We start from the raw sequence: 25,051 nt of genomic DNA, 5'->3' as shown, positions 1-25,051 counted from the left end.
TCATTTGAAAAACTAAGCAACGGTTTTGTAATTGCGAATCGCGTTACGTCCTAACACCACGCCAGCGCCAATCATTCCACCCAGCAACGTCGCCAGTATCAGGGTAATACCCTTTTTCGGGCTATCGCGGCGAAGAGGAAGGGTTGGCTTCATCACATAGCGATACGCATGGATAGTTTTAGGATCGATTTTCAGGTTCTGGATATCGAACAGGTTTTGTTTGGTCTGGTAATAAGCCGGAGAAAATACCAATGGACGAGTCGCCTCATTTTTAATCATTGAGGACAACGCTTCGCTGCCTAACAAAAACATCGTATCCTGAGTCACATCTGATGTCTGCTGTAACTGAGGTGAAGCAACTTTTGCTTCTGTAGCAAATTTCAGCGCCTCGCTGATCTGCTTAATACGCAGATCTTTTTGTTCCTGAGCCACTTTTTCCTGAGTTTTTAGAGAATCTTCAAGCGTGGTAATTTGCATTTTAATGCTGTCGTTAAGGTCAACCCCTAACTCTGCGCCAACTTGCTCATCAACCTGTTGAAGATACTGAGCAACCTTAGCCTGGGCATTCTCCGGAGTATCGCTAACATAGGAAATTTTCAGCGGTAACTGCTGGCCTTTCACTGAAGGTTCAATCGTCAATGTTTCAGGTGCCTCCAGATTCGCCAGAGTTTCGGACAAGGCCGACATTGAGGAACTTAAGCGCCCAACCACACGATTCTGTACATCCGTAATGTTGGGTGCCGAATTGCCGTAAATAGCGTTTAACGCGTTGTTGTATGTTGCAATTTGCGCAGCATCTGGCTGAGTGATAACCGCTGTGGAAGTCCATTTCTCTTTAGAAACAAGTAAATACGCGCCTGCAAGCACAATAGCAACAATGACAAACGCGATAATCGTCCACTTACCGCGCCAAAGCTGCATTATAAGATCAATGAAATCAATTTGCTCAGGGTCACTACTACGACTGACCACGTTATTGTCGTTCTGAGACATACAATCCTTTAGCGGTAAAAGCGTAAAAAAATATTATTCACTTAGTGTACCGCTTGTTGAATAATTTACTATAGGAATCAGATGAATTATATCGAAAAAAGGTTTAGTAAGCCGAGCATATCGCACTATCATGAACCCCATTTTGGTGCAGTTAAGCAGTCATGGCGTAGATGCTTGGTGAGGAACCATATGAAATTTCTGATTACATGTGTAGCGGGCCTTGTTGGTAAGCGCGTTTTTGAAAGTAGGACATCAAATTGTTGAACTTGAAAACGTGTATGATTAATACGACGTCAGTCGTATACAGCGCACTTAGATTTTTTTATCAGGAAATTTCACGCTTTTTAAACTGTATCTGGCCAACCGTGATAACATAAATGGCCAAAAAATTTTGAATCAGCCTAGGCGTACAGATTTTCGATCAAATAACACACACCGGTCTGAACTGCAAAGTGAATCACGCGATCAAACTTCTCATCGGCAAATAGTTTTGCCATGTGTGCTGAAGTCTGTTGTCATAACAAGGTTCCCCATCTCCTGTACGCTTCTTCCTGTTCCATACATGGTCTGAACTGCAAAATGCCGTTTTCTACCGATGACTCGGTTGACTACCCGGCATCACTCCAGCGTCCATCAAAAAAGTCAACGAACTGATGTCGCATACTTACTACTATCTTTATAACCTGCCAACCAACGGCCTGCATTTCATTACGGTGTATGCCCCAAGAGGCAGTCCGGACATAGTACTCTTTAAGCGCACTAAGATTATGACCGAAGGGAAAAGTATTGACATTTATAACAATTGTAAGATACAGCGTGACCTCACCTGTATCAATTATATTGCTGAAGCGATTGTCCGGATACCTCGGGTAGACATAAACGGGACTGTGGAAACTAACTCCCGGGCAATCAATTCCGCACCATATCCCCCGTTAACAATATGAACAATAGTTTACCTGTCAAGCTGAGGGATGTTGAAAAGGCATCAGAGGTTGAAGCAGAAAAAATATGATGCCGATGTTACCAGGCGATGTTATAGAAACCGGTGCCAACATTAAATCACTGTATCAGGTAATTGATTTCAAAACTCAAACCTCTCTAAAAAGGGAAGTGAGTAATTTTGTAATTTTGTAAAGTCATACTCTATCAATGAAAATCAATCACCTTAATATTAACTTGCAGTTAATAACCCTTAAAATAATCATTATGATTTTTTATTTAATGAGAGCAGACAGGAAAACTAAACGGTATCCTATTCCCACACAATATTAATATTAACTAAAAACATAAAACAACCAAACCCAATCCCATCACCACAATATGTTGTTCACATTCTAAAAAATGAAGGCAAGAGTTACTATCAACAAAGACTAAAAATCACAAGCTAAATATTTATTATTGACGCAACCAAGCGACTACTATTCATTGAAAACTTTGCACACTCCTAATTGGTTATATTAATTTTTTGTTTAACCTCCAGTAAAAATATGAATAAGAAAATGCAAACATTGCTCTCGCTAGCACCAACATAAATATGGCGCCATAGACATCAAAGAAATGAATAAGAGGATAGCCAATAAACGCAGGAATAACAGACGAAAAAATGGAAATCCTTTTAAAAATTTTATCATGCCTGTTAGGGAGAAAGAAACCATAAGCAAAAGAACATAGTATTGAATAAAGAATAATACTAGGAGTACATATCAACAAGTAAATATAAGACTGCTCATATCCATTACCCAACAATAATAATACCAAATCCCTACCAAAAAAAATAATTATAACAACTGGAACAATCGACATTATTAAATTAATACAAAATAATATTCTAAAAGTTGCAGTACCCTTTACAATAAGTGGGTACAATGCTCTTGCCGCAATTGATTGAAAGCTACCAGCAATATTAATCATTCTTATAGCTAAGGAGTAACATGCAAAAATTACCGGGTTAACTAAAGCTCCGATAATTAAAGGTGGAATATTACTATAAAGATTTGGGGAGAAATCGCCAAGAAAAGTATCCCATCCTTCTTTTAAATCTTTTAGGGGAAAGGAAATCTTATATGATTCCTTTATCCTCATCCTCTTCAATCGATATAAATACATAATAAAACCGGAAATTAAGAAAAAATAAGCATTGAGTCTCATAGCAATAAATGCAGAATTTTCGTCATGTACAAAATAAAAGATAGCAACCGTTTGCAGAAGACGGGTAAATATAGAAATTACAGAGAAAAAAGCAAGGGTTGAAGTACCCTGATGAAACCATGGAGCAGATAAATAATAACCAAGCACGCTTACTAAAATGACCTCAATGTACTGCCAAGTGTCGAATAGACTAAGGTAAAGCAAACAATATATTAACGATAAAGGAATAAATGCTAACGCAAAAAAAAGCCTAATCCCTTGATATTTATCATAAATATCTTGAAGAAGACTTTTGTCATTCATGTTAACAGCGGCATCTCTCACGCCATTAATATTAGTACTATAGTCAATAATAATGACCATGAATATTAAGAGACTTGAAAAAAGCAACACCACGCCATAGCTTTCTGAGCCAAGACTTCTTGACAGAAAAGGCATTGTTAATAATGGTAGCAGAATACCAAGCACATTTATAGATGACAAACCAGCAAAATTTGTCAAAAACTCTTTCGATACAAATTTCTTCATATAAATCTCTTCAAATAAAACACTTCCATATTTATAATATATAGCACCCCAAACACACTCCAAAAAAAATAGAGCAAATAAAAACACGATAAAAAAACCAATGTATTTCATCTAAAGGAAAAATTAATCTTTGAGAAAATAGAATTTAATTTTAGCAATCAAGTTTGATGTTAGAGGGCTATAGTAGAACTTATTACTTAGTATAGTTACAATAAATAGTGCTCATAGTAAACATTAGCACTATTTACATACGGCCATTAGACTTAGAGAAGAAATTTAATCGTTACCAAATAAATCACGAGTATAAACCTTTTCGGAAATATCAGCCAACTCTTCTGCCATTCGGTTCGTAATAATCACATCCGCCTCTTCCTTGAACGTACTCAATTCACGCACCACACGTGAATGAAAAAATTCATCCTCTTTCATCGCTGGCTCGTAAATAATAACCTGAACACCTTTCGCCTTGATACGCTTCATGATCCCCTGAATAGACGATGCGCGGAAATTATCCGAACCGCTCTTCATGATCAAACGGTACACGCCCACTACTTTCGGCTGACGCGCCAAAATAGAATCAGAAATAAAGTCCTTACGCGTACGGTTAGCATCCACAATCGCTGAGATCAGATTGTTGGGTACAGACTGATAGTTAGCTAACAGTTGCTTAGTATCTTTTGGCAGACAGTAGCCACCGTAGCCAAAGGATGGATTATTGTAGTGGTTACCGATGCGCGGGTCGAGGCAAACACCTTCAATGATCTGACGCGTGTTCAGCCCTAGACTTTCGGCGTAGCTGTCCAGCTCATTGAAATAGGCTACACGCATGGCCAGATAGGTATTGGCGAAAAGTTTAATTGCTTCTGCTTCCGTGGCATCGGTAAACAATACTGGGACATCTTTTTTGATAGCCCCCTCCTGTAACAATTCGGCAAAACGTTCTGCACGCTCAGAGCGCTCACCGATGACAATACGTGACGGATACAGGTTGTCATAAAGTGCCCTACCCTCACGCAGGAATTCTGGTGAGAAAATCACGTTGTCAATACCCAGCGCTTCTTTAATCGACTGAGTAAAACCGACTGGAATCGTGGATTTAATAATCATAACTGCATTTGGATTAATCGCGATAACATCCTTAATAACGGCTTCAACGCTTGAGGTATCGAAGTAATTGCTCTTCGGATCGTAGTCCGTCGGCGTGGCGATAATTACATAATCGGCGCCGCTATAGGCATCTTTTTTATCCGTGGTAGCACGAAAGTTAAGCGGCTTGCTTGTTAAATATTCCTGAATCTCTTTGTCAACAATAGGAGAAATATTTTGGTTAAGCATATCCACTTTGGCTTGCACGATATCCAGCGCGACTATTTCATGGTTTTGTGCTATCAGGATACCGTTTGAGAGACCAACATAGCCTGTTCCTGAAATTGTTATTTTCATTCGTTCTATTTTTTCACATTTGTATATAAGGAAGCATAAACAGCATCGCCACAATAAACAACCTTTGTGGTTTTTCACTGTTAAAGCGAGGACCATTCTGCAAAGAAGAACTAAAGCAGCAACTTATTCTGCAATATATTTTTGATATCAAGGAGAACTTGGTGACATGAGTGGCTAGGGATTTGTATCAATAAAAAAGCCCGGTCATTATCACCGGGCCTTGCTATCGAATTGAGTTAAACCAGATTAATCCAGCCATTCGGTGTGAAACACACCTTCTTTGTCAATACGCTTATAGGTATGCGCACCGAAGTAGTCACGCTGTGCCTGAATTAGGTTCGCAGGTAACACAGCGGCACGGTAGCTATCGTAGTAAGCAATAGCTGCAGAGAACGTCGGCACTGAAATACCGTTCTGAACAGCATAGGCCACCACATCACGCAGTGACTGCTGATAGTCATCAGCAATTTGCTTAAAGTATGGAGCCAGCAACAGATTTGCGATGCCAGCATTTTCAGCATAAGCGTCGGTAATTTTCTGCAGGAACTGGGCGCGGATAATGCAACCAGCACGAAAGATCTTCGCGATTTCACCGTAGTTCAGGTTCCAACTGTTCTCATCAGACGCAGCGCGTAACTGAGAGAAGCCCTGAGCGTAAGAAACGATTTTGCCCAAGTACAGCGCGCGACGGACTTTCTCGATGAATTCCGCTTTGTCACCGGCTGGCTCAGCCTGTGGGCCGGATAGCACTTTAGATGCAGCAACACGCTGCTCTTTTAGAGAAGAGATGTAACGTGCGAACACGGATTCGGTGATCAGTGACAATGGCTCACCCAGATCCAAGGAGCTCTGGCTGGTCCATTTACCGGTGCCTTTGTTTGCGGCTTCATCTAGAATCACATCAACAAGGTATTTACCCTCTTCGTCTTTCTTAGTGAAGATATCTTTAGTGATATCGATCAAATAGCTGCTCAGTTCACCTTCATTCCACTCGGTGAAAGTCTGCGCCAGCTCTTCGTTGGATAGATTCAGGCCACCTTTCAACAGTGCGTAGGCTTCTGCAATTAGTTGCATATCGCCGTATTCGATGCCGTTATGTACCATTTTAACGTAATGACCAGCGCCGTCTGGACCAATATAGGCCACGCAAGGCTCGCCGTCTTCTGCTACCGCAGCAATTTTAGTCAAAATCGGTGCAACCAATTCGTAAGCTTCTTTCTGGCCGCCTGGCATGATGGATGGGCCTTTCAGCGCCCCCTCTTCACCGCCGGAAACACCGGTCCCGATGAAGTTGAAGCCTTCTGCAGACAGTTCACGATTACGACGGATGGTGTCATGGAAGAATGTGTTACCGCCATCAATAATAATGTCGCCTTTATCAAGGTACGGTTTTAGAGAATCGATGGCTGCATCAGTGCCTGCGCCAGCCTTCACCATTAACAGGATACGACGAGGCTTTTCCAGCGATTCAACAAACTCCTGCACCGCATAAAAAGGAACCAGTTTCTTGCCTGGGTTCTCAGCAATTACTTCTTCGGTCTTTTCGCGGGAGCGGTTGAAAACGGAGACGGTGTAGCCACGGCTTTCGATGTTCAGCGCCAGGTTGCGCCCCATCACTGCCATACCGACAACGCCGATCTGTTGTTTGGACATCATATACTCCTGTCAGGTGTGGTCACTGCGCGTTATATGCGCAGCTTAGAATGTGGCTTAGATGTTAACTTAAGATTAGATGATAGCAATAGAAAAAAGTGCTGTGCTGAATAATAAATTGATGATTAATAGTATATGTAAAACTATTTTGCTTCGTGGACATCACGCAAATATTATATAAGAAAATTTAACTATACAGGGATTAAAGCATTAACAAAGGCATTATAACTGACAAAAATAAATCAAATAACTTTTGGCAAAGTTAATTTGCTTCCATATTTGAAGTCATAATAGTTGGGTGAAAAACGGCCAAAGCCTGAAGTTGGATGAAACGTAAGCTCCCCGAAATATATGTTTTCACCTACAAAATAGAAATCAACACGCACAAAAGGGAAAGGTTTAGCAAGTATTTCTGCTAGTTGCCTGGCTTCAGGGAAAACTTTGGACTTAGGAAAATAGACATTACGATCATACTCTGCTGGCCAGTTCATGGCGAGCGGTTCGAACTCACGAGTATAATTATTTCGTAAATGCTTAACTTCTTTATTTGAATCAACATGAACAATTTCAGCGCGGCCATTTATGCAACTAAATTTTATATCATTTGGTATATGACCATTCTCGTCCATTAGTAATTTTTCAATAATAATCTTAGGCTTAATATTTTTATATTGCCATTCTTTTGTTTTATAGAAATGATTATTTTTAATCCATCCGCTTGCATCAGTAACTAATTTATTTCGATCAACGTTATTATCTCTGATGATCTGATAACCGCCACTATCATGATTAGATTTTACAATACAAGGGTAATCAGGGAACTCAAAAGTAAGTAAATCATTTGGTTCATCAGTCACATGGATCAAAGGTATTAAATATTGTTCACCAATAACCGTTGCAATGTATTCTCGTACAGCATATTTATCAGCACACTGCGTTAATAGTGGCTTACGATAATTAATTTTCAACCATTGCAACTTCTCATTGAAGGTTTGGGGATTCTTTAGGTTCAGTTTGTAGCCTACTTGCTTTACGAAGACATGTTCTAAATATAAAGCATCGGGGAATAAACGGGCTCTTAGCTCTCTTAATATTTTTTTTACTTGTAACATAAATATCCCATGCCAAATTGAACTTTAACTGAAATAGTTGGAAAAAATATTGCCAATATGAATTTCTGTTAAACGTCGAGGATTTTATCATATTTGAATTTTAAACTCGGAGACCAAGTCTTTAATATTTGAGATTAAAATAAATCACTTTTCGGAATTTTACAGAAAGCTTATGATGCATCCTTGATACATGCCGTTTACTTGCAACCTCATTATGCATATGATACTTAAAGAAACCCTTACCAGCTCTAGATGACTCATCCATATAAAGAAATTGAGATTTATTTTTCCAAAGTATATATCCAAAGCTTAATTGATCTCGAGACGATTCCGTATTCATCTCACGCCACCACTCGCCCATAATTTTTTTAACTTTAATATCATTATGATTTCTGAAAATAATATTATTCTCACCCAGCCCAAAATTTTCTGGCATGCCTTCTGCTTTATATTTTTTCATTTGCTTTCGAATTCGGCTAGCTTTATCTTTACCAACTATAATGCACTCGGTAGCTTCGGAAAAAATACAGTTCCGGGAGAAATGTTTTGGTACAGCTATATCTGCATTCTTAAGATATTTATCAAATAGAAAAGATGGGTCTTTGATGATTTCGATATTTGCATCAACATAAAGGCTGCTATCATAATCACTAAAAAATAGATGTGGATTGATTTTATAATATCGGTTTAACATTGCCTTTGAAAAATTCGAGGCTTCTGAATCCACTTGAATTATGCGCCAACCCTTTGAGTCTTTTATTTTTTGATCAGTAAAACAAATATAACAAATTTCTTCTGAGCTAATCGGTGCAGATATCAATTGATCATAATTACCAAAAAGAGCAGTATAAACAACTTTCATATGATTCATAAAAAACCTCAAACTTGATATTCTTGCAAACGCGGTTTCAACTCAGGAAATAAGACTGACATATATCTTAATGACAACAGCTAAAACTCACAAACATACCGCTGGTCACTACTAATTAAATAAAAAAGTTTCATAGGGATTCATAATCTTTACGGTTGAAGTAAACAGAATTACTGCTAATATAACCACTAATAGTTTATATATCCAAACACTATTATTTTTGACATACAAGACAGGAAGTATAAACATAGCTAAGTCAAACATTCCCAATAATTCAACGATTCTTAATGATATTACACTACTCCATGAAAACGCCGCATTACTGAATAAACTGACAGCAGAAAAATAAACAATAGCTTTTTTTGAAGGTTCTAGATAATCATAAACCCTAATTAAAATAAAATAATAAACTGCAAATCGCACAATATAATAAAAAGATAATAATGAAACGCCTTGTAATTGGTCTGCATCCGCATAAATTAATAAACGGTGCATTTCAATATTTCTTAAAATTAATATAGATACACCAGCAGAACAAAATCCTAGCAAAGGTAGTAATAATAAAAAATATCTTTTCCGAACGAATGGGAAAATTTTATATGCCATCAATAACGCCGGTATTAAAATTGTCGAAAGATGCATTAAAATAGCCATCAAAAAATAAATATGACTATGTTTATTTTTATTGTTTAGGTTTATAACAACCGCATATGAACTTAAAGCTATTGCTAAACCAGCACGAATTTGAGTAAATTCATGTAGCAAATAAAATCTTGCAATTATAAGCAAGAATAGCATCCCGACAAAACGACCATTAAATATGGTCACCGCAAATTTTCTCTTAAACTGCAAAGCAAGCAAGCTTATTACAAAGAAGAAAAGCCAAGGTTCAGGAGTTAAAAAGGATATTATTTTGTACAAGTAAACAAAACCCAAATCTTTATTTTCTGCAATTGCGTCAGTAAAACTTGAGTTTATTAAACCAAACCAGCTTAAATAATTATAATAGTCACGATCCACACCTGGTGCCCTAATAGCTGCAATCACAGCTAAAGAGCAAAGAAGAAACAGCCAAGCGAGATCACTTAACGCTTTTGACTGTTTTTTCATCACACTACTTAGGGTAACCAAAAATAGGGTTAAAAAAAGGAAGGTGTAGTATGGTGTCATTTAAAATAACCTTTCCCCATTTTATTGCGAAGCCCATCCATAACTGCTCTAAGAAGTAACCTGAAAGAGTAAATTTTCTTTTTAGAAAGTAAAGAGAAAAGCGTGATGTAATAAGGTGTTTTTAGAAACATAGAACACCTCAATTTCCATCGAATCGATGGATCTTTTGACAGATAGACAGCATTTCGAACTATGAAATAATTTCTGAAATCAGAGTGCAAATATATTATTTTCCCTAAAATATTAATATGCTCATCTCCAATGCTATGCTGCATGATAACATTTCTGGATATAAATGAAAAATATCCCGCATTGTGGCATCGTTCCCCCCATTCAATATCTACCCAATCAATGAATAACTCTTCTCTCATACCCCCCAAGGTATCTAAAGTACTTATGCGGATCAATGAGCCAGAGGCAATTATATAATCACTTTTTACCGGGAGGGTATTTTCGCTGGAAACAGTTTTCTTTTTGGTTCTTAAAAATCCTGTTTCTACAGCGGATGTCGTTTCGTTAGTTTTCTGGTCAATGAAAGAAGGACCTATAGCAGCAACTTTGTAGCCAATCCTTACTAACTTATTCTCATCAGACAATAATTCAGAAACCATATTTGGAGGCAAAAGACTGTCTTGATCTAAAAGCAATACATGTGTAAATCCATTATCCTTCGCCCACTTAATTCCTTTATTCTGTGCAGTTGCGATGCCTAAGTTGTCATGAAAAGGGAGATAAATGCTTTTATGGATATGTTCCTTTAATAATTGGTTAACTGAATATTCAGCAGGGGATGGACTATTATCAACCACACAGAGATATTCAACTTGATCAATTATACTTTTGATTAAGGCATCGAGAATAATGATGTTAGGATTATACAGTACAATTACTGCCAGCACATTTGCATTCATATTTAATTAAATTCTTCAATGTATTGCGCCAATGTCATTCCTAAATTATCTTTATCAGATAACTTTATTTCTCCGATAACTGGCCAATTTATATTTAATTGTTTGTCATTCCATACAATGCAACCTTCACTTTCCGGATGATAATAATTTGTAGTTTTATATACAAATTCAGTATTATCCTCTAATGTCAAAAATCCATGAGCAAAACCCGCAGGTATCCACAATTGTTTCTTATTCTCTGCAGACAGAACTACGCTCACATACTTACCATAACTTGGCGAATCTATTCTAATATCCACTGCAACATCAAAAACCGATCCTGCAATGCATCGAACTAGTTTTCCTTGAGCATAGGGGTTTCGTTGAAAATGTAGGCCTCGTAAAACCCCTCGTGAAGATTTTGAATGGTTATCTTGACAGAAAATTATATTTTGTTTAGTTTCGTCTATAAACTTTTTTTCATTAAAACTTTCATAAAAAAAGCCTCTCGAATCACCGAACACTTTTGGTTCAATAATTTTCACATCTTTTATTTCTGTTTCGACAAAATTCATAAACACTCTCTACTAAAAAGGCACATTAATTGATTTTAATTGGGTTTTTATATCGCATCGCAAGAAATAATAAAGCACTCTTAAGATGCCAGAAGAAATGTTTTGATAAAAAGGATCTGTTAGCGTGTTTCGCATAGTGAACAGCCGTAACATCTGGATAATATATTGGCTTATGCTTTAATAAACTAGAACGATAACAAATATCTATGTCTTCACAATACATAAAATATTTCTCATCAAATCCACCAAGTTGCTGATAATGATCCGCTTGAAACATCAGGAAAGAACCTGCAGCCCAATCAACTTCCGTAGGTTTTTCAATCAGCGTCTTATTATATTTAGAACGATTTTTCTTTAATACTAATGATAGAAAAAAATCCCCCATTTTAGGGTACTTTCTTATTGCGTCATCTGAGACTGTTTTTTCCTCATTTTTATATAAATTTATAGTCGATAATTTTGATGCGTTTTCTAATACATAGCAATTTAATTTTTTAAGTTCATATGTATCTATTTCTAAGTCAGGGTTCATTACAATGAAATAGTCTTCAGCTTTCAATCCGAGATTTTTTCTACAATAGTTAAATACTAAGTTATTATTCGCACCGAAACCTAAGCCATAGTTATCAGTAATAAGATGAATATTATTTTTTTTACAATACCCTTCTAACGCAACGACATCGCTTTCTTTATTACATTTAATAATCACTGTGTTGCTTATGGCTAATTTAGACAATACATTTAGTTCTTTTATCAACGCAGCGTGACCATGTGATATTACGCTTATAAAATTTCCCATACCCATTATTTCTTCTGTATATAACATTAAATTATCTGATGATTACTTAATCATATTTAACAAATACTTCCCATAAGCATTTTTTGACAATGGCTGTGCTAATTTATTTACTTGCTCGGCATCAATAAACCCTTTTCGAAACGCTATCTCTTCAGGGCAAGCGACTTTTAGCCCCTGGCGCAGCTCAATGGTCTGAATGAAGTTGCTCGCTTCGATAAGGCTCTGATGCGTGCCGGTATCTAACCATGCATAACCGCGGCCCATCATGGCTACTGACATGCGGCCCTGTTCCATATAGATACGGTTAATATCTGTAATTTCCAATTCACCACGATCTGAAGGCTTCAGACCTTTAGCCATTTCTACAACGCTATTGTCATAGAAATAAAGTCCTGTAACCGCATAATTACTTTTTGGCTCAAGTGGTTTCTCTTCAAGGGAGATGGCCTTGCCATCTTTATCAAACTCAACAACGCCATAACGTTCAGGATCGTGAACATGATAAGCAAAGACCGTAGCTCCTGACTCTTTTGCCACGGCATTTTCAAGCTGCTTTTGCAAATCATGGCCGTAGAAAATATTGTCGCCAAGAACTAATGCACAATCATCGTTACCAATGAATTCTTCGCCAATGATAAACGCCTGTGCCAAACCATCCGGATTATCCTGCACTTTATACTGAAGATTTAAACCCCACTGGCTACCGTCTCCCAGCAATTGTTCGAAGCGCGGTGTATCTTGTGGAGTACTGATGATGAGGATGTCTCGAATGCCCGCCAGCATTAATGTGCTGAGTGGGTAATAGATCATCGGCTTGTCATAAATAGGCAAAAGTTGTTTGCTGACGGCCATTGTTACCGGGTACAGGCGAGTACCAGAACCACCAGCGAGGATAATTCCTTTACGTGAAGTCATTATTTGATATCCCAATGTATTGAAAGCGCTCTTTAGCTTGAGCACTGTTAATATTATTTATTATGCATTCGAAGCCGCAAAAAGCTCGGCCAGCATACGCTTCACGCCAACATCCCAACAAGGCAATGTTAAGTTAAATGTTTGCTGGAACTTCGAAGTATCTAGCCGGGAGTTATGAGGCCGTTTCGCTGGTGTAGGGTATGCAGATGTAGGTACTGGATTAGTTTTATTAACGGCAAGTACCAGACCAGCGTTTTTCGCTTCAGCGAATACCAGGTTAGCGTAATCAAACCAGGTTGTGGTACCAGAAGCAACAAGATGATAAAGCCCTGCTACCTCTGGTTTGCGCAATGCGGTGGAAATTGCATGCGCTGTGCAATCAGCTAATAGCTCTGCCCCGGTTGGTGCTCCAAACTGATCGTTAATAATAGCTAGCTCTGCACGATCTTTAGCCAGGCGCAGCATGGTTTTTGCAAAATTATTTCCTTTCCCGGCATATACCCAACTGGTACGAAAAATCAGATGCCTGGTACAGTATTGTTGCACAGCAATTTCACCAGCTAATTTTGTTTCGCCATACACATTAAGGGGCGCTGTAGCATCTGTCTCCTGCCATGGTTTTTCACCATCGCCAGGGAAAACATAATCCGTAGAATAATGAACCAGCCATGCGTTGATTTTTTCTGCTTCTTTAGCAATAGCTTCTACGCTCGTCGCATTAAGCAATTGCGCAAAATCACGCTCGCTTTCGGCTTTATCTACGGCAGTATGTGCTGCTGCATTTACAATTACATCAGGCTTCACTCGGCGTACGGTTTCCGCAACGCCTTCTGGATTACTGAAATCACCGCAATATTCAGTCGAATGCACATCAACTGCAATTATATTGCCTAACGGGGCCAGAGAGCGCTGTAGTTCCCAGCCGACCTGGCCTGTTTTGCCAAACAGAAGGATATTCATTACTTGCGATCCCCATAATTTTGCTCAATCCAATTTTTATAGGCCCCGCTCTTAATATTTTCGACCCATTGCTGGTTTGACAGATACCATTGTACGGTTTTACGAATACCGCTCTCGAAGGTTTCCTGTGGTTTCCAGTTCAGTTCATGGCTGATTTTACTGGCATCAATAGCATAGCGACGATCATGTCCCGGACGGTCTGCAACGTAGGTGATTTGTTCACGGTATGAAGTGGTTTTAGGGACCAGTTCATCCAATAAGCCACAAATCGTCATTACAACATCGAGATTCTTCTTCTCGTTATGGCCACCAATATTGTATGTCTCACCAATCTGGCCCTGAGTTACTACGGTATAAAGCGCACGTGCATGGTCTTCCACATAGAGCCAGTCGCGAATCTGATCGCCTTTGCCATATACCGGCAGGTTTTTGCCTTCAAGAGCATTGAGGATTACTAATGGGATCAGTTTTTCAGGGAAGTGGAACGGGCCGTAATTGTTTGAACAATTGGTCACGATACACGGCAAGCCATAGGTACGTTGCCACGCACGAACCAGGTGGTCACTGGATGCTTTAGAAGCAGAATATGGGCTGCTCGGCGCATAAGAAGTTGTTTCTGTAAACAGAGGTAATTCTTCACCTGCCGGACGTTCGTCCGGATGCGGTAAATCGCCGTAAACTTCATCCGTAGAGATATGGTGGAAACGAAAGCCTGCTTTACAGCTATCATTTAATTGAGACCAGTAGGCCCGAGCAGCTTCCAGAAGGGTATAAGTCCCGACAATATTGGTTTCGATAAATTCAGCAGGCCCGGTAATAGAACGATCAACATGGCTTTCCGCCGCCAGGTGCATTACCGCGTCTGGTTGATGTTCTGCAAAAATCTTATCTAAAGCATTTCTGTCGCAAATATCTGCCTGAACAAACGCATAGCGCTCACTATCGGAGACTTCTGCCAGGGATTCCAGGTTACCCGCATAGGTCAATTTATCGACGTTAACGACGCTGTCTTGAGTATTATTTATGATGTGACGAACGACCGCAGAACCGATAAAACCGGCACCACCAGTAACAAGAATTTTCACGAAAATATTCTCTCTCTAATATGTAATGATTATCTTCAAGACTTATACTGAAGATGATAATCCTGAGTAAGATGAAAACACGGGAATGAGTCTAACAAAGCCTTTAACCACGCTACCGCCCCTGGCTTAACAGCTACCAGAATACTGATATTTGCTACTCGCTTTATGTCTCGTACAAATATTGTCGAGGCGGAACACATTGGAATAAACAACAGCCAAATCTTATTTATGCCAATAGGCTCGCTAACCAGCAGATTCCCCTTCCTTTTGCCTTACATAAAAAAACGGCAGTCAGCCCCAACAAAGCTGCCCAATCGCAACCCCATTGCCACTTTAACTGCCGTTCTTCTCATAAGAGATTTTTTTTCATCGGCTTAAAATCAACGAGCCAGCATCTTCTGGATGCTATCCCGGAACTTCTGCCCTTCCTTATGGTTACGCAGGCCGTACTCCACAAACGCTTTCATGTAACCCATTTTCTTGCCGCAGTCGTAGCTCTCACCTGTCATCAGAGCAGCTTCTACCGGCTGTTTTTTGTTTAGCGCGGCGATGGCATCCGTTAACTGAATACGGCCCCATGCGCCCGGTTCGGTTTTTTCCAGTTCCGCCCAGATATCCGCAGACAACACATAGCGGCCAACGGCTGCCAGGTCTGAATCCAGGGTTTGCGGCTGGTCTGGTTTCTCGACGAAATCGACGATGCGGCTCACCTGCCCGTCGTTATCCAGCGATTCTTGTGTTGTGATAACGGAATAAGCGGAGAGGTCTTCATTCGGCATATGTTTCGCCAGAACCTGGCTGCGGCCAGTGTCATTGAAGCGCGCTACCATTGCAGCCAAATTATAGCGCAGTGGGTCAGCGCTTGCGTTGTCCAGCACCACATCCGGAAGCACAACGACAAATGGGTTATCGCCAACGACAGGGCGCGCGCACAAAATGGAATGGCCAAGCCCAAGTGGCTGTGCCTGACGGACGTTCATAATGGTCACGCCCGGCGGGCAAATTGACTGCACTTCAGCCAGCAACTGGCGCTTCACGCGCTGTTCCAGCAGTGCTTCAAGCTCATAAGACGTGTCGAAATGGTTTTCAACCGCGTTCTTGGAAGAGTGGGTTACCAGCACGATTTCTTTGATACCCGCGGCCACGATTTCATCGACGATGTATTGGATCATCGGCTTATCGACAATCGGCAGCATCTCTTTCGGGATGGCTTTTGTCGCAGGCAACATATGCATGCCAAGACCGGCTACCGGGATAACTGCTTTCAAATTAATCATATTCAGCCCACCTCTAAAATGGTTGAGGGATTATAGTCTTTTCGTGCTCTGATGCCAGCATGAATTGATCCCCAAAGTTTGTACTTCATCTTATCCCCCGGCTCGTGGGATACAAAACTAAAAAGCCCTTATTAAAGTCAATAAGGGCTCAGAAAAATCGTAAAGTCGCTTGATTGTTTATTTACGCAACGGTGGTAGAGCAAAATTAAGGTTACTGGTGTTCACATGCTTATGATCTACGCGGTCGATATCCACTGAACTCTGTCCTTTCTCATTGACCGCATGAATGTTGGTCAGCGAAAGCAGCGTGTCTTCTTTCGCCATAAAGCGGCCCCGCACGTCCTTGCGTAAATCAAAGCGCAGCTTCAGCGCAGGCCCTACGGCTGCACGCTGCATCACATTGACATTTCTCAGGAAAAGGTGCTGAGGCTTGTTGTTCAGCTCAAGCGTCGCCCCCTTCACTGTCATGTTAGTAATAGCGACAAACGAAGTGGCGTTACCGGAAGAGATTTGAATGCCCCGGGCCTTATACGACATGTTGCTGTTATCAAGCGTGATGTCGTTAAGCCGGAAGTTTTGCGGAATAGACAAATAGTTGCCTTTAATAACACCATAGCCAATAAGGAACCCTGCGCTATTCACCATATCTATATTATCAATCACGAAATTATCACAGCCATAAATGGCTACCGTGGCATTATCAATTCCGGCCTTCCTGCTGAAAGTATGATTAATATTGCGCGCCTTCACATTGCGAATAATGAAATGTTTACCGTTTTCAACGTGAACAAGCTGGCGACAATTGCTGCCGGTGATGTTAGCCACCACAAAATTCTTCACCGCCTGGTCTTCCGGATACTCATTATTGTAAGTGCTTCCCGCAAGGCCGATGCCAATCCCCCAGTTAATCTTGCCGTTGGTGCAATCAATGTTATCAATCACATGATCGGAGATAAGCAGATCGTGGTCGTTAATCGCCACGTTCCACTCGATGGCATCGCCCTGTAAATGACTGAAGTGACCGTTGGTTATCTTCACGTTCTCCATGCGGTTGTGAAAACCCTGGCGAAGTATGCCGTAGTTGGCGTCATGGATAGTGATGTCATCAATGACGAGGTTACGCATGGTGCGCTTATCCCTGCCGCCGATATAAATTTGCATCACCGGCACGAAGCCGCTCATATCAATGCCCTGAATGGTGCAGTCAGACCCGCGAACGTCCAGGATAATGTTATTAAAACGTCCGCCTTTCTCGCCGAGGATTTTACACCCATCCTGCAAGACAAAACGTCCTTTGCCGTTGCCCTTAAGGCCGCCAGCTACCCGCAGCGTCTTATTCTCCGGCATAAAAATCGCGGTGTTGATATTGTCGCAGACCAAATCATTGGGCACGACAACGGCATCGGCAGCGGCAAAGGCCTGTTTGAACGCTGCAGGCCAGTCGCCATTGTAGAATTTCTGAATGTTTACCTCGCTTTTGCCGCCGGCAGCCAGAACCGTGCGAGATAAAACTAAGGGCGCTGCGGCCAGTACTGAACTGGCCCATAACAGCCTGCGGCGGGAGGAGGAAAATGAAGGGACTGTGGATTCAAATCTTTTGCGCATACGTCCTCGTGAAGCTTCACTCGGTGGGTTTACAGCGTATGGAGCTGACGGGCTAGCTTTTGATATATAACTTTCTGATTAAATTCGGTTTCGACTTTCTTGCGGGCCTGGGTCAGCATCGGTTCCAGCTCGTTTTCTTCGACATCGGCAAAGGCCTGCAGCCTGTCGGCAAGCGCAACGGCGTCGTATTCCGGCACCAGCCAGCCTGAACGGCCGGCATCAATAAGCTCAGGGATGCCGCTGTGAACGGTCGATACCACAGGAATGCCTACCGCCATCGCTTCCATTAACGCGACAGGAATACCTTCCATATCCCCGTCCTCGCCGGTAACGGACGGCAATAAAAACAGGTCTGCTTCATCCAGCATCGCCTTTACTTCGTGGTTCGGTTTAAAGCCCGGCATAAACACCACGTCGTCCAGTTGATTCTGTTCGATAAGCGTGCGCAGACGGGTTTCCCACGGGCCGATGCCAAGTATGTTGTAACGAAAATCCACGCCGCGCTCTTTGAGCAGGCGGCAGGCTTCAATCGCCACGTGCAGCCCTTTTTTCTCGGTCAGACGCGCGACGGAAATTATCTCAAGCGTTTTGGCGGGAGCTTTAACCGGGCGCAGCGAGAAACGGTCCATGTCCACGCCCATGCGTGAAACGGCAATTTTCGCTGGCGGGCAGCCCATTTTCTCCAGCCGCCCGGCCCACAAATTGCTTATAGGCAGCATCAGATCGCCGCGCGCAAACAGCTTTTGATATTCGGGCGTGTAGTGCGCCAGCGCCTCACGCCCTGAGATATCAATGCCGTGGAAAACAGTCGCGATTTTTCCTTGCAGCAGCCCCAGCTCGCGCAGCTTGGCAGCGGTTACGCCAGCCGGGCCAAAGTGGGCGATAAAGACATCCGCCTGCAGCGTTTGCGGGTTACGCCCGCAAATTGAAGACAGAATTAAATTCCGGGCCTCTTCGCCGTAGCGCGAAGCGTTCAGCGCCCGCCATGTACGGGGGCGCAGCGAACCGCGCAGCGTATTCAACGCGCGGGACTGCAGTTTCGCCACCTTTCCTTCCGGCTCATCCATCAGCCACGTTGTTTTTTCAGCGAGGTTGTACTCTTTGAACGCCGCGTGAGTGTTGGTCAAATCTCCTTTCTGGATGGCGACGATTTCAACCTCATAGCCCATCTCGATAAACGCAACGATCTGATTGAGCACAAAGGTTTCGGAAGCTACGGGGAATTTAAGCAGGAAGAAGCCAACCTTCATTTGGCCTCCTTCACGCGGGCTAACACGGACTCAACCATACGCAGGCCAGTTTCACGTTCAGCACGCACCGCCTGAACAAGGCGCTCATTAATAGCTGGCAACTGGCCCAGCACATCTGCAACAACGCCCTGCAACGAACCGTCAAGAAGCTGACGGATATCAATGGCCATTTCCGGCATGCCCAGTTGCTGCATAATGCCCGCGGATTTGTGTTCGTAATTGATGGCAATGGCCGGGGTGCCAAAGTTCATCGAAATAATAGCGGAGTGCAGACGCGTGCCAACGGTCAGCTCGCACTCGCCAAGGATTTTGCCCATCTCAAGGTCGTTAAGCTCGTCCATCACCACGTGATACTGGTCAGGATCGTTCACATACTGACGCAGATTCAGCGCCACCATGCGGTCATCTTTGTTATAGCTGTCGATGCCCGTACAGGTTGAAAGCGCCAGCACCTGATAACCCTGTTCAATCACGCGGTTGACCACGGCGGCAAACGCCTGCTCGTAGGCTTTCTGCGTGGTGCCGAGGCGTTTATCAAACGGCGCCAGCTCTCGCAAAGTGATGGCGACGGTTTTCTTACGCCTGATGATTTCCAGCCAGTGCTGCACCGCGTAGCTCGGCACAAAACTTTCGCTGTGATGCTCAACAAGCCAGGCGGTATCCACGCCCTGCTCAACCTTGCGGGTATCGATGTTGCTCTGCTTCATCAAATCAAGGCTGACGGATTCACGCAGGATCAGCGCCTTCGCGTTGCCAAACGCGTAGCTCGCCAGTTGGTTGAACTGCGGGTCCTGGAACGGGCCTACGCTGTGGCCAATCATGTACACCGGCTTTTTCGCCATAAAACTGCACAGCGCGTGTTCGAACTGAGAAACGCCGTACAAATCGACGAAGAAAGATCCGCCAACCTGAATAATCGCGTCATATTTTTGCAGCGATTTCACAAAGTCGATAAAGCCCTGCGGAATAGAGATATTGCGCAGTCGTCCGCGGTCGGTGGCTTTCGCCATTAAAACCTGATGCTGATATTTACGGCGCAGCACTTTTTTAACGCGCCCCATCAGCCCTACGGCATTATTGTGCTGTTTCATCTGCTTATACAGACCGTCGCCCAGCACCGGGCGGCCCAGCAGCCAGGCAGAGCTCACCGGATAGCGGCTCATCACATCAACCTGCACGCTTTCATCAATGGTGGTAATGGCATCAATTAACCCGCGCAGAATAGCGCTGTCGCCGCGGTTACCGCAGGTGTGATTGCCAAGAATCAATAATTTCATAATGTCAGGACCTCTTTGGGGTTCTTAGCTCGCGCGAAGCAGCGCTTTTAAACGATCGTTGCGACAAAACTGGCGTTTCATTTCCACCACCAGAGCGTTACGGGAAAGCGCCAGCATGACGATAAAGGAAGCCGCACCGGCGGCAATCTGCACGCCAAGCAAAGCTGCAAGGGATAAATGTCCCGCAAGCAGCACGCCCAACGCATAACTCACCACAAGCGTTGGAATGGAAAGATAGAACGGCAGCCACAGACTTAAGATGTACTCCCGGTAGCTTGAGCCCAGCACCGGTTTAATCATGATGAAGTAGCTCAGCACCGTGTTCACCACCTGTACGAACAGGAAGCCAAGCGTCACGCCGAGCGCACCGCCGAGATGCCCGCCAACGATAATCGCCGGGATAAACAGGCAGGTTTTAAAGACGTTGAATTTGAAGCTGATGTCCACGCGCGCTTTCGCCATCAGCAGCGAACCAATCGGATTCCCGATGGAGCGCAGCAGGCCCACCACGCACAGCAGTTGCAGAATCGGCGTAATAAACTGCCACTTCTCGCCAAACACCAGCGGCACGAAGTTATTCGACACCACCAGCAGGCCGAGCAACGCCGGAAAGTTAATGATCCCGACAATCGACAGCAGCTTGTAGAAGTTAACGCGTAGCTTGTCGGTATCATCCTGGATTTTGGCAAAGGCCGGGAACAGCACGCGGGTAATAATCGGGTTGAGCTTCATCGGCGGCACCACCGCGACGTTATAAGCGAGGTTATAGCCCCCGGCTACGCTTGCGCCGAGGATGCGCGCCAGCACCAGCGTCGAAAGATTGGTATTCACATAGTTGATGATGCTGTCCGCAGTCAGCCAGGCGCCAAACTTCAGGTTGGAACCGACTGATTTAAGCGAAAAATGAAAGCCCGGGCGGTAAATTTTGCGGCCAAAAAAACCAAACAAAGCGGTACGCACCAGGGTATTGACCAGGTAGCCGACAATGGCGGTCATGGCGAACGGATAATACATCGCAGCGCTCACCGTCACGCTAAAGCCCGCCAGCACGGAAATCGTCTCAATCGAACCAATCTTTGAGAACTCCAGCTCCTTTTGCATCAAAGCACGGAACTGCTGGCCATGGGGAATAATGACAAACGCAAAAGACAGCGTTTTAATTAGCGGCGCAAGCGCCGGGGTGTTCAGCACGCTGGCGATAAAATCGCTCAGCAAAAACACCGCTGCGAAGACGACTAAGCCCAGGCCCACGTTCAGCCAGTAAAGCGTTGTCAGTTCAAGATGGCTTATCTCTTTACGCTGAATAATGGAGTTGGCGATACCAAAATCCGACAGCGTATCCGCCAGGGCGATAATCACCAGCGACACCGTCAGCAGGCCGAACTGGTGATTATCCACCACTCGCGCCAGCACGGTCATCTGCGCCAGCCCCAGGCCGATAATAATGACCGTCGCAAGGGCGGACCATTTGGCGCCGCTGATGGTTTTTTCTCTCAGGCTCATTGGTGGCTCACTTAATACGCGGCTTTGTTAACAAAGCCTTTGAAAATCGTCAGGAAGACGATTTTTATGTCGAACCACAGGCTCCATTCGCGGATATATTCCAGGTCAAACTCAACGCGTTTTTCCATTTTCTCCAGCGTATCCGTTTCGCCACGCCAGCCGTTAATCTGCGCCCAGCCCGTAATGCCAGGCTTCACCTTATGACGCAGCATGTAGCCTTCAATCAGCGAACGATACTGCTCGTTATGCGCCACGGCGTGAGGACGCGGGCCGACAATCGACATCCCGCCCAGCAGCACGTTGATGAACTGCGGCAGCTCGTCAAGAGAGGTGCGACGCAGGAAGTTACCGACCGGCGTAATACGCTTATCCCCTTTCGTAGCCTGTACCACCACCGCGTCGTTCTCCATCACCTTCATGGAGCGGAATTTCCACACCTTAATCGGCTTGCCGTCCATTCCGTAACGGGTCTGACGGAAAATAACCGGTCCCGGCGAAGTCACCTTCACCGCCACGCTGATGCACAGCAGCACCGGGGAAATCAGCAGCAGAATCATTAGAGCGAGCACAATATCTTCCAGGCGCTTGAGTATGCGGTTGATGCCGTTAAGCGGCGTATCAAACAGCGGCACAACCGGCACGCCATTCACCTCTTCGGTACGGGCGTTGAGAATATTGAAGGTGAAAACGTCAGGAATAAGCAGCACCGAACAGGTGGTGTCGGTCAGCTCGCGCACCAGCTTTTTAATGCGCGCTTCTTCGCTCATCGCCATAGCGATATAAACGTTATCGATTCGCCCGGAGCGCGCTTCTTCCAGCAGGTCCGCGAAGCTGCCGGCATAGTCGCCAAGATCGGTGGCAGGCTGCATATCGTCATAAACCCCGGTGACCTCAAAACCTAACCAGGGTTCATTGCGGAAACTGCTGGCGAGCGCGCGGCCCACCGGCAGGGAGCCGGCAATAGCGATACGGCGAGTGTTATAGCCCATGTTGCGCAGCCAGCCCGCGCCAAAGCGGATAAACGAGCGGCACACGACCATGCCGAAGCTGGTCAACACATACCAGGCAAAGTAGACCCAGAACGAGCCGTCAAAATCAGGATTAAAGGCCAGCAGACCGGCGCTAAAAATCAGGCTCAGGGTCCAGTTTTGCAACAGCAAAAGCAGTTCGCTGGAAATCTTCACGCCGCGCCAGGAGCGGTAAAAATCGGTAATGCCGCCAATCATCTGGAATACAACGAGGGTAAGCAGGGCCATCAGCAGATGCATGTACAAAAACGGCAACGCGTTGACCTTACACACCACCCATAACCCAACAAACATAATGGTTATGTCTGAGAAACGTTGCACCATAGAGATTAACGATGCGTTCGTTTTTGGCAGCTCGCGCTTTTTTAGATTTGTCATCGTTTTACCTTTATTAAAAGGGTGACGGATTCCCTCTTCCCTGAACGTGTAGGGCGGATAAGCCTGCGCCATCCGCCGTGCTTTTAAGCAGCCACGCGGTGGATGGCGCTGCGTTTATCCACCCTACAAATGTCCGGAGATCCATACCCACAAATTACTGATTCAGCAGCGCCATAATTTCCTGCGTTCGGGACTGCATCAGTTGTTCGTTACTGCGCGACTCCACGTTCAGACGCACCACCGGCTCGGTGTTTGAGGAGCGCAGGTTAAAGCGCCAGTCGCCGAACGCCATGCTCACCCCGTCGGTGTGGTCGATATCCGTGGCATGCGGCGCAAAGTGCTGATGCACGCGCTCAATCGCCACCTTCGGGTCCGCCAGCTTGCTGTTGATTTCGCCGCTTGCCGGCCACGCCGCCATGCGATCATGCACCAGCTCGCCAAGCGTTTTGCCCTTCAGGCACAGCAGCTCGGTCACCAGCAGCCACGGGATCATCCCGCTGTCGCAGTAGGCAAAATCACGGAAATAGTGGTGGGCGCTCATCTCGCCGCCGTAGATGGCGTCTTCCTGGCGCATACGCTCCTTGATAAACGCATGCCCGGTTTTCGACATCACCGGCGTGCCGCCCGCGCGCTCAACGATATCCACCGTGTTCCAGCTCAGACGCGGGTCGTGAATGATTTTCGCGCCGGGCTGTTTTTCGAGGAACGCCGCCGCCAGCAGGCCGACGATGTAATAACCCTCGATAAACTGCCCCTTCTCATCGAACAGGAAGCAGCGGTCGAAATCGCCGTCAAACGCGATACCCATGTCCGCACCGTGCTCAGTCACCGCATTGCGCGTATCGTCGCGGCACTCCGGCAGCAGCGGATTAGGAATGCCGTTCGGGAAGTTGCCGTCCGGGGTGTTGTGCACTTTCACAAAAGTCAGCGGCACGTTCAGGGCTGTAAAGCGCGCTTCGATGGCATCGATAACCGGGCCCGCAGCGCCGTTACCGGAGTTAATCACCAGCTTCAGCGGTTTGATGTTCTTCACGTTGATGTAGGAGAACAGGTGGTCGATGTACGCCTCAACCACGGAAATCTGTTTGTAGCTGCCGCGTTTCGCCTCATCGACCGGCGGAAAGTCGTTGGCTTCCGCCAGACGCTGCACGTCGCGCAGGCCGGTATCGCCGCTGATGGGACGCGCGCCCTCGCGCACCAGCTTCATGCCGTTGTAGTCCATCGGGTTGTGGCTGGCGGTGACTTCAATGCCGCCGTCCACCTTCAGATGCCAGGTGGCAAAGTAGATTTCTTCGGTGCCGGACAGGCCGATATCCAGCACATCCACGCCCGCATCCTGCAGACCGCGCGCCAGCGCAAGCTTCAGGGCTTCGCTTGTCAGACGCACGTCGCCGCCCAGCACGATAGTTTTCGGCTTCAGGTATTCGCCGTAGGCGCGGCCAATGCGCCACGCGATGTCTTCGTTCAGCTCTTCACCCAGCCTGCCGCGAATGTCATAGGCTTTAAAACAGGTCAATTTTTGCATCGTTTTCGCTCCTTCGGGCAACAGTTACCCAACCCGCAGAGTCAGGCTGCGGGGAATGATGAATGT

At 44.6% G+C, this 25,051-nt stretch carries 20 protein-coding genes; all 20 read right to left on the bottom strand.

From position 1 onward, the window contains the following. Positions 1-12: 12 nt before the first annotated feature. The 20 genes from wzzB to cpsG all read right to left on the bottom strand — a co-directional run bounded on the left by wzzB (position 13) and on the right by cpsG (position 24,985). Positions 13-993: an LPS O-antigen chain length determinant protein WzzB gene (gene wzzB / locus MUA00_RS12445; RefSeq protein ID WP_271123353.1), complete on the bottom strand. Its 981-nt coding sequence runs from the start codon at positions 991-993 to the stop codon at positions 13-15. A 1,452-nt stretch (positions 994-2,445) separates the two neighbouring features. Beyond that, a complete protein-coding gene (locus MUA00_RS12430) occupies positions 2,446-3,669 on the bottom strand; it encodes an oligosaccharide flippase family protein (protein WP_271123352.1) in 1,224 nt (407 codons plus the stop codon). 276 nt (positions 3,670-3,945) lie between these two features. Then, positions 3,946-5,112, bottom strand: a complete 1,167-nt coding sequence (gene ugd, locus MUA00_RS12425) for a UDP-glucose 6-dehydrogenase (RefSeq protein WP_271123351.1) — start codon at positions 5,110-5,112, stop codon at positions 3,946-3,948. A gap of 246 nt (positions 5,113-5,358) precedes the next feature. After that, complete coding sequence (gndA, locus tag MUA00_RS12420) at positions 5,359-6,765, bottom strand: NADP-dependent phosphogluconate dehydrogenase (protein ID WP_271123350.1); 1,407 nt, start codon at positions 6,763-6,765, stop codon at positions 5,359-5,361. Between the two features lie 242 nt (positions 6,766-7,007). Next, positions 7,008-7,877: an ATP-grasp fold amidoligase family protein gene (locus tag MUA00_RS12415; RefSeq protein ID WP_271123349.1), complete on the bottom strand. Its 870-nt coding sequence runs from the start codon at positions 7,875-7,877 to the stop codon at positions 7,008-7,010. A 121-nt stretch (positions 7,878-7,998) separates the two neighbouring features. Beyond that, positions 7,999-8,748, bottom strand: coding sequence for a glycosyltransferase domain-containing protein (locus MUA00_RS12410; protein ID WP_271123348.1), 750 nt, complete (start codon positions 8,746-8,748; stop codon positions 7,999-8,001). Between the two features lie 111 nt (positions 8,749-8,859). After that, a complete protein-coding gene (locus tag MUA00_RS12405) occupies positions 8,860-9,918 on the bottom strand; it encodes an EpsG family protein (protein WP_271123347.1) in 1,059 nt (352 codons plus the stop codon). Further along, positions 9,915-10,829, bottom strand: coding sequence for a glycosyltransferase family 2 protein (locus MUA00_RS12400; RefSeq protein ID WP_271123346.1), 915 nt, complete (start codon positions 10,827-10,829; stop codon positions 9,915-9,917). The genes MUA00_RS12405 and MUA00_RS12400 overlap by 4 nt, the downstream gene beginning before the upstream one ends. 2 nt (positions 10,830-10,831) lie before the next feature. Then, positions 10,832-11,383, bottom strand: coding sequence for a dTDP-4-dehydrorhamnose 3,5-epimerase (gene rfbC, locus MUA00_RS12395; protein ID WP_271123345.1), 552 nt, complete (start codon positions 11,381-11,383; stop codon positions 10,832-10,834). 25 nt (positions 11,384-11,408) lie between these two features. After that, positions 11,409-12,188, bottom strand: coding sequence for a glycosyltransferase family protein (locus MUA00_RS12390; RefSeq protein WP_271123344.1), 780 nt, complete (start codon positions 12,186-12,188; stop codon positions 11,409-11,411). Between the two features lie 36 nt (positions 12,189-12,224). Beyond that, the gene (gene rfbA / locus MUA00_RS12385; RefSeq protein WP_271123343.1) at positions 12,225-13,097 is read right to left on the bottom strand and encodes a glucose-1-phosphate thymidylyltransferase RfbA; all 873 of its coding nucleotides are present in this window, start codon (positions 13,095-13,097) and stop codon (positions 12,225-12,227) included. Between the two features lie 60 nt (positions 13,098-13,157). Further along, positions 13,158-14,057, bottom strand: a complete 900-nt coding sequence (gene rfbD, locus MUA00_RS12380; protein ID WP_271123342.1) for a dTDP-4-dehydrorhamnose reductase — start codon at positions 14,055-14,057, stop codon at positions 13,158-13,160. After that, on the bottom strand, positions 14,057-15,142 hold the full coding sequence (gene rfbB / locus MUA00_RS12375; protein WP_271123341.1) for a dTDP-glucose 4,6-dehydratase: 1,086 nt from the start codon (positions 15,140-15,142) through the stop codon (positions 14,057-14,059). The genes rfbD and rfbB overlap by 1 nt, the downstream gene beginning before the upstream one ends. Before the next feature lie 380 nt (positions 15,143-15,522). Beyond that, positions 15,523-16,419, bottom strand: coding sequence for a UTP--glucose-1-phosphate uridylyltransferase GalF (gene galF / locus MUA00_RS12370; protein WP_271123340.1), 897 nt, complete (start codon positions 16,417-16,419; stop codon positions 15,523-15,525). Between the two features lie 177 nt (positions 16,420-16,596). Beyond that, complete coding sequence (gene wcaM / locus MUA00_RS12365; protein WP_271123339.1) at positions 16,597-18,024, bottom strand: colanic acid biosynthesis protein WcaM; 1,428 nt, start codon at positions 18,022-18,024, stop codon at positions 16,597-16,599. A 29-nt stretch (positions 18,025-18,053) separates the two neighbouring features. After that, on the bottom strand, positions 18,054-19,274 hold the full coding sequence (gene wcaL, locus MUA00_RS12360; RefSeq protein WP_271123338.1) for a colanic acid biosynthesis glycosyltransferase WcaL: 1,221 nt from the start codon (positions 19,272-19,274) through the stop codon (positions 18,054-18,056). Then, entirely contained in the window at positions 19,271-20,551 is a 1,281-nt protein-coding gene (gene wcaK / locus MUA00_RS12355) for a colanic acid biosynthesis pyruvyl transferase WcaK (RefSeq protein ID WP_271123337.1), read from the bottom strand. The genes wcaL and wcaK overlap by 4 nt, the downstream gene beginning before the upstream one ends. A 24-nt stretch (positions 20,552-20,575) precedes the next feature. Continuing rightward, on the bottom strand, positions 20,576-22,054 hold the full coding sequence (locus tag MUA00_RS12350) for an MOP flippase family protein (protein WP_271123336.1): 1,479 nt from the start codon (positions 22,052-22,054) through the stop codon (positions 20,576-20,578). 11 nt (positions 22,055-22,065) lie between these two features. After that, positions 22,066-23,460: an undecaprenyl-phosphate glucose phosphotransferase gene (wcaJ, locus tag MUA00_RS12345; protein WP_271123335.1), complete on the bottom strand. Its 1,395-nt coding sequence runs from the start codon at positions 23,458-23,460 to the stop codon at positions 22,066-22,068. Between the two features lie 154 nt (positions 23,461-23,614). Next, positions 23,615-24,985 carry a colanic acid biosynthesis phosphomannomutase CpsG gene (gene cpsG / locus MUA00_RS12340; protein WP_271123334.1) on the bottom strand — a complete coding sequence of 457 codons (1,371 nt, stop codon included), beginning with the start codon at positions 24,983-24,985 and terminating at the stop codon, positions 23,615-23,617. Positions 24,986-25,051: the final 66 nt, after the last annotated feature.

This window comes from Dryocola boscaweniae (assembly GCF_025215095.1).
Lineage (GTDB): Bacteria > Pseudomonadota > Gammaproteobacteria > Enterobacterales > Enterobacteriaceae > Dryocola > Dryocola boscaweniae.
This window is presented reverse-complemented; position numbering and strand designations above follow the sequence as displayed.